This is a genomic window from Nostoc flagelliforme FACHB-838 (assembly GCF_014698065.1).
Taxonomy (GTDB): domain Bacteria; phylum Cyanobacteriota; class Cyanobacteriia; order Cyanobacteriales; family Nostocaceae; genus Nostoc; species Nostoc flagelliforme_B.
The window spans coordinates 1-6,907 of sequence record NZ_JACJSI010000314.1 but is presented as its reverse complement, the minus strand read 5'-3'; the positions used below and the strand labels follow the sequence as shown (position 1 = coordinate 6,907).

The following is a 6,907-nucleotide window of genomic DNA, read 5'->3' as shown; positions in this document are numbered from 1 at the left end:
ATTGCTCCCTCAAAGTCCTTGCCTGCCCATTCAACGATTTGCTTGAGCCGACTTTTACCATTCTTTTGAGAACGTAGAGTTGAGTACGTGCAGAACAGAATGCCTTGGGTGAAAGGGATGGGGTCGCCAAGTTTGATGTTGCTCAGGTCGATAATGTCTTTTGCATCACCTCCTAAAGCACACCAGTCTCTACGGGCATCTTCAATTAAAGCAGAACTTTTGGATACCCAAATGGCTTTAGAGCGCCCCTGACACCAGTTGTCGAGAATGATTCCTGCACACTGTCTTCCTTTCCCCGCTCCCGTCCCATCACCAAGGAACCAGCCACGGCGAAATCTAACAGCATTTTCTTCGCCTTGAGCCGCTACAGTCACATTATCCCAAGAATCATCGACAATATAAGACCCAGACAGAAATTCACAGTGCGCCTGACCTGCGTAAATAACGCTTTCAAGTTGTGCCTCTGATAACAAGCCTTGTGTGATAATGTTTCTAGGAAGATGCGGTTTATAAGTTGGTGCTGGTGGCGAGACAAGTGCTAGGGCTGCACTCTCACAAAGTAGCGAGGGATGAGATAAAGCGTCCTTGATTCGGATTCGCTGTGGGCGATAGGTTTCATATAGGGTATCTTTTAAACCCTCACTAGCCGTCCACTCGATAATCTCATATTCCAGCACTACTACATCGTCTGGAAGAGAGGAAACTGTTTCTGGTTGTGCAACTGTAGTACGGAATGGCAATTGAACAACTTTTGCTCTCGCAGTAGCTTTGATATCTGAGCGTTCCCACGAAGATCGCTGTGGCAAATGCTCAATCAACGCTAGCAGTTCGGGCAAGTCCAAGGTTTCGGGAATACAGGGGATTTGCCTGTGATTATCAGCCGGAACTTTATCGATTACCGTAATTCGGGTTTCCATCGTCGTCCCATGTTTTGAGTACACTTTGCCGTTGACCCCAACAGACAGTAGAACTCGTGCTTTCTCTTGCCACTGATGGAAAGTTTCTCGCCAAGTAGGATTATTGGGAGAGAACCAATTGGCTGTGATTGTTACCAATCGTCCACCGTCAGCCAGTCTTTGCAATGCCGAGTTGATGTGGCTCTTTGTTGCGTCGGGATTGCGACTGCTGATTTTGGGAGATGCACAGAAAGGTGGATTCATCAGCACAACTGAGGGCTGAGTCTTGCCAACCAGATAGTCGTTGATCTGTTCCGCGTTTACTGAGAATAATGGTGTGCCAGGGAACAGCCGACGCAGAATCTTACTTCTGTCGGGTGCGAGTTCGTTGAGCATCAGACTTGCACTGTGCAGTTTAGCCATTTGTGCCAATAGACCAGTTCCGGCACTGGGTTCAAGCACTAAATCATCAGCCTTTATAAATCCTGCTTTGGCTACCAGATAAGCAAGGGGCAGAGGTGCCGAGAATTGCTGAAGCTGTACTGACTCTTCACTGCGCCGTGTTTGGGTTGGGCAGAGGGCTACTAACTTCTCCAATTCCAATAATACTGTTAGCGGCGACTCCAATAAAAGCTTGTAACCTTTTTGGCGCAGATATAATATTTGCGCCACTTCCACTGCTTCGTAAGCATCTTTCCATAGCCATGCACCAGACGCGGCAGTGCCTAGAAAGTAGCGATTCATCTGGGAAGAAACAGTTTTCGTAGAGAGAGGGCGATTATCTATTAAAACTTTTGCAAGCTCTTGGGCAACATTAATAACTGACTGCCCATAATCGATTACTGTTTGCAAATCGAATAAAGAACCTTGAGTGAAAAGTTGCTGTACCATTGCATCACTCACAATATTATTTTTTCACTCTTGCTATGGCGAAGCCTTTTTCTTATTAATAAATGAGGCTATTACTAGCCTCATTTAAACTTTTAAACCTTCAGACATTTATTCTTCGGTGATCGGACGATAATTAAAAAGCGAATTAACCAGCTTTACGCGGTCTACCTGGCTTGCGCTTGTCTGAAGAATTTACATCAGCCTTTTTAGTTTTCGGTGGCTTGTTGGCAGCATTGTTAGCTTTGCTTGAACGAGTAGTACGTTTTGGTTGTGGTGAAATTTCTTTAATTGGAGGCAGCAATCTCAATGTAGGGAATGAGAGAATAACTGCTTCATTACTTGTGCGATGAACAACTTCATCATCTAACGCCCAAGGATCTGGCAATTTTTCAAAAGTCTGAACTTGTTCTGATGTGATTACTTTTGATACTGATGGGATTATAGAAGCGGCTATATTTCCATTGCTAACCGAAACCACATTACTAGCGTAAGCAGCCGATACAAATAGTCCATTAATGAACTGGAACATAACGAGAGTAACGAATGCCCAAAAGATGGCTACGATTGCCAAGGTGAGTAGAGATTGGATATCCATGATTTTTTTCTCAACTAAATATTTGTAATTTTCAATTGATTTACGCAAAGCGGATTTGAGCCTTGTCCAAATGTGAAGCGGATTTGAACATCTCCTCTCTTCAAGAGAGGACTTCACTCTAAATTTAGCGTAGCGTACCTCTAATTTAATCCAACTAAACTTCTCCATTGCTTTAAAATTTATTTACAAAATAAAGTACATTTTAGCGTTTACTTACTTAAAGATTTCAAGTATTATGTTTATAAATTTGCTCAAAGATAAACGTTAGAGTTAAGTCTATGATTAAGATTTGATTTGTTAGCTAACTCTTGAAATAAAAAATTTGACTTAAACGAAAAATAAAAGCAGTCCTCACAATTAATTAAAAGTATGCCCAATCCAACTACCGACTTAGTTCGCTCCTACCTCAAAGAAATCGGACGCTACCCTCTGCTAACTCCTGAGCAAGAGATTACAAATGCTAGGCTTGTGCAGCAGATGATGGCTAGTGAAGAACAACGCTCAAGCCTCGCACTTCAATTAAATCGCCAACCAACTGCAAAAGAATTAGCCACCTTGCTTGGGCAAAGCGATACTGAAGTACAATCAATCATTCAACAAGGTCAAAAAGCTAAAGAGAAAATGGTGACTGCTAATCTACGCCTGGTGGTTTCTGTTACCAAGAAATATCAGAATCACAATTTAGATTTTCTCGATTTGCTCCAAGAAGGGGCACTGGGTTTACAAAAGGGAATCGAAAAGTTTGATCCCAACCGAGGCTATAAACTATCAACCTACGTTTACTGGTGGATTAAGCAGTCAATTACACGGGCGATTGGAGAAAAGTCTCCTACTATCCGTCTGCCAATCCATATCAATGAGAAATTAAACAAAATCAGGAGAGTACAGCAGCAACTGTCTCAGTCTTTGGGTCGTCCTCCAGTTGTAGCAGAAATTGCCGAATCCTTAAATCTATTGCCCAATCAAATACGGGAATACCTTCACGTTTCCCGTACTCCAGTTTCGCTAGAAATGCGAGTTGGGGATGAGCGTGAAACTGAACTAGCCGATATTTTACCGATGGATGGTAATTCCCTAGATGAGCAAATAACTCTTGAGCTTTTACACCAAGACTTGAGCAAGTTGCTGGCATTGCTCAATCCAAGGCAGCGAGAAGTATTGACTTTACGTTTTGGATTGGAAGATAATCAGGAACTTACTTTGAGTCAAGTTGCAAAACGCCTAAATCTTAGTCGGGAAACAGTTCGTAAGACTGAACATCTTGCTCTCTCTATTTTGCGCTCTCATCAAAACAAGATCAAAGACTATTTTCTTAATTAGGACTAACTAAGGGTTGTTGGACTCTAGTTTCATTTATATAAGTCGAACTGGCTACTCCAAAGGCTGGAAACAAATCGCCACTGCTGTTAAAGATGCTTCCAATTGCGGCTATCAGGAGTGTGATCGCGTATCCGTCATGAGTCGGTGGCAATCGCCTCTGCTTAATCCCTGGCGAAAAACCATCAGATTGTCAGACCCAGTAGCAAGTTACAAGTCGCAAATCGCAAGTGTACCGACAACTGTTGTCGTGAGCTTGAAACAAGGACACTTTATGTCTGGTACTAAATGTATTGACATAATTCTTTTTTTGAAGTGGACTTGTATTCCACAACTGGAGTTTTTTATCTTACTTGTGACTTGCGACTTCCGACTTGGTACTTGTTTTTGTTACTGTTTCAATCAAATGATGCATGAATATATTGATACCAGAAACTATCCTTATAAATAGAACACCGATTACAGAACCGATGCCCAGCAAAACAATTGATGTCCGAGAGTACACCGTTAGAGCGCACAAGCGGGAAATTCATACTCGCGTTTTTAACTTCGTATGTAAGCAGTGTGAACAGCCCACACAACGAGAAACCTTTGGTGTACGACCGCTCTACTGTGAGCAATGCCGTCCGCCACAAGCACCCAAGAAATCAGTAGTCCCTATAGGCAAGAGGAAACCCAGAGCTATGAACTACAAGAGTGGGAAGGATATAGCTGGGTGATTTGTTGGTTTTGAGTGAGCGCACGAAAGTGAGTGAAGAGTGCGCTTATTCGCCCAACTTAACTCAAACTGGTAAAAAGTAACTCTAATGTTTAGGAGTCATTCAGGAGGTGCAAACTGTGCAAAGACCTCGTCCCCTATCAGGTTCTTAGTTTGATTGGCAAAACATTGGGTTATAGCCGTGATGCAGGGTACTTGAAGATTTCGGCGACTGTGGTTTATGGGAATCATGATTAAGTTTTTGCCGACCAACGAACTACAAATACACGTGCGTAGGCGAAAGCTCCCGTTGGAAACTGCTCGTCTTCAGGTGTGTGGGCTAATAATTCCGTTCTTCACCTAAAACTTGTATTCCTTGCTAGACAAGGGTTTTTCGACTGACTTGAATCAATTCCAATTGACTAGGATTGGATTTAAGCGGGATACAGACCCAAGAGGAAATAAAGGCAGTTTAAGCGTAAGCTAAAAATAAAAGACTTGGGTGCTATGTCGATTCCAGAAATTTCTGAAGCAATAATACGTCATAACTCCAACGCTTCATCCTACAGTCGTGGTGAAGAATATTACCGCAGGGGTGCGATTGCCGATTTAAAAAAACGAGGTAATTTGATTCAAGCAGAGGTAGAAGGTGGCGAAATTACACCATATCAAGTCAGTATTCGTTTTGATGCAGGTGGAATTACCTCAGCAAGTTGTACTTGCCCTTATGATTATGATGGTTGGTGCAAACATATTGTTGCCACCTTATTAAGCTGTTCGCGTCAATCAGATAGGATTGAAGAACGTTCAACACTAGAACAATTATTAAATCGCCTTGATATTCTTCAAACACAGCGATTACTGCAAGAACTGGTGGAAAATAGACCAGAACTAATTGATGATATTGATGAGTTTGTAAGTTTAATAGACTTGCCAAAACCAAAAACAAAACAGTCTTCTACCCGTCAAAGCAAAATTGACACGTCACCTTTTCGCTCTCATGTCAAGCGGATTCTGCAGGATGGATTGAAAGAATTAGAGTATGGTTCAGAAGAAGACCCATTTACAGATGATTTACTGGTTGTAATTGAGAAAGCGCGAGAGTTAGCAGAAAATGGAGATGGCAATAATGCCATCGCAATTCTCGAAGCTATTACCGAAACTTATGCCCAAGAATGGGACGAGTTGCTAGATTACGGTGGAGACAGTTATTCCATCGTAGAACCTCTTGATAGCGCGTGGACAGAAGCAATTTTGTGTGCAGAAATGTCTACAGGAGAAATAGTAGATTTGCAGTTGATGTTGGAATCATGGCAAGACGAAATCAGTGCAGACTTTAGTATGAGTTTAGAAGCATTGCGTCAAGGTTGGGATTATGAACCACTGCAAGAAATTATGCAAGGAGATGATACCGCAGAACTTTGGGAAAATGAACGACCAAGCTTTGCTGATGATTTAGCATTGATTCGCTTGCAAATTCTTGAACGTCAAAATCGTTACACAGAGTATTTAAATCTAGCTTTAGCAGAAGAAATGACTCTGCAATACCTAACGCAATTAGCAGCTTTGGGAAGAGTAGAATCAGCCATGTCTGCGGCTAAAATCCTGATGGAAAAAGCAGAAGAGGGTTTTGCATTGGCAAAAATATTGCGAGAAGATGGGTATTTGGTTGAAGCGTTAGAAATATGTATTGCTGGTATAAATTTACCAGGTAACTGTTTGTATGAATTTGCTACTTGGACAAGTGATTTAGCCCAAGGATTAGAAGATAATGCCACTGCGTTAACTGCCAGCATCATTGCTTTTAAAATCAGACCATCGTTTCGAGACTATGGTAAGATTCAAGACTATGCAGGAGAAACTTGGTTGACGCTCAAACAAGATTTACTGCAAACACTGCGAGATCAGCCAGATTGGGGAACAAGAGAAGCTCAAGTCGATATTTTTCTCCATGAAGGATTAACTGATGATGCAATTAAAACAGTAGAGAGAGATACTTACTATGATTCCAAACTGGTTCATCGAGTCATGGATGCAGCAGTTTCCCATCGTCCAGATTGGGTAATTGATAACGCTTGCAGACGGGCAGAACCCATTATGGAACAAGGAAAAGCTGACCGTTATGACGCTGCGGTTAATTGGCTAAAAAAAGTCAAAGCTGGTTATATTGAACTAGGGAAAAAAGCTGAATGGTCTGCTTATCGCTCAAAATTAGAAGCGGCTCATGGACGTAAACGTAAATTAATGAAATTATTTAAAGAACTGAATTAATAGTATGATTAATTTGGCGAATGATACCACAAAACTGCAAACCAAACTCGCCCAGATATACTTCGAGTTACATCCTTCCTTACAAAAAATTGTTCAGTTATTTTCGGTAATTTATGCACCGATAGATAAAAATTCCTTCGTAAGTTGTATTAGTAAGACTGGCGCTTTAGATGAAAAGAATAAACCTTGGGGTACTAAAACCCTTAGCCCTCAAATTGATAAATTGCTAAAAGCAGGTTT

At 41.6% G+C, this 6,907-nt stretch carries 6 protein-coding genes; 4 read left to right on the top strand and 2 right to left on the bottom strand.

Going from position 1 to position 6,907, the window contains the following annotated elements; genetic code table 11:
* A partial coding sequence (locus H6G97_RS42040) for a strawberry notch-like NTP hydrolase domain-containing protein (RefSeq protein WP_190946492.1) occupies positions 1-1,787 on the bottom strand: 1,787 nt, incomplete at its 3' end.
* Between the two features lie 145 nt (positions 1,788-1,932).
* Positions 1,933-2,382: a hypothetical protein gene (locus H6G97_RS42035; RefSeq protein ID WP_190946491.1), complete on the bottom strand. Its 450-nt coding sequence runs from the start codon at positions 2,380-2,382 to the stop codon at positions 1,933-1,935.
* A gap of 369 nt (positions 2,383-2,751) precedes the next feature.
* Here H6G97_RS42035 and H6G97_RS42030 point away from each other — a divergent pair, with 369 nt between their 5' ends.
* The 4 genes from H6G97_RS42030 to H6G97_RS51985 all read left to right on the top strand — a co-directional run.
* Entirely contained in the window at positions 2,752-3,702 is a 951-nt protein-coding gene (locus tag H6G97_RS42030; protein ID WP_190946490.1) for an RpoD/SigA family RNA polymerase sigma factor, read from the top strand.
* Between the two features lie 467 nt (positions 3,703-4,169).
* On the top strand, positions 4,170-4,418 hold the full coding sequence (locus H6G97_RS42025) for a hypothetical protein (protein ID WP_190946493.1): 249 nt from the start codon (positions 4,170-4,172) through the stop codon (positions 4,416-4,418).
* Between the two features lie 485 nt (positions 4,419-4,903).
* A complete protein-coding gene (locus H6G97_RS42020; protein WP_190946489.1) occupies positions 4,904-6,667 on the top strand; it encodes an SWIM zinc finger family protein in 1,764 nt (587 codons plus the stop codon).
* 4 nt (positions 6,668-6,671) lie between these two features.
* Positions 6,672-6,907: hypothetical protein (locus H6G97_RS51985; RefSeq protein WP_206759160.1), on the top strand; the 236-nt coding region annotated here is incomplete at its 3' end.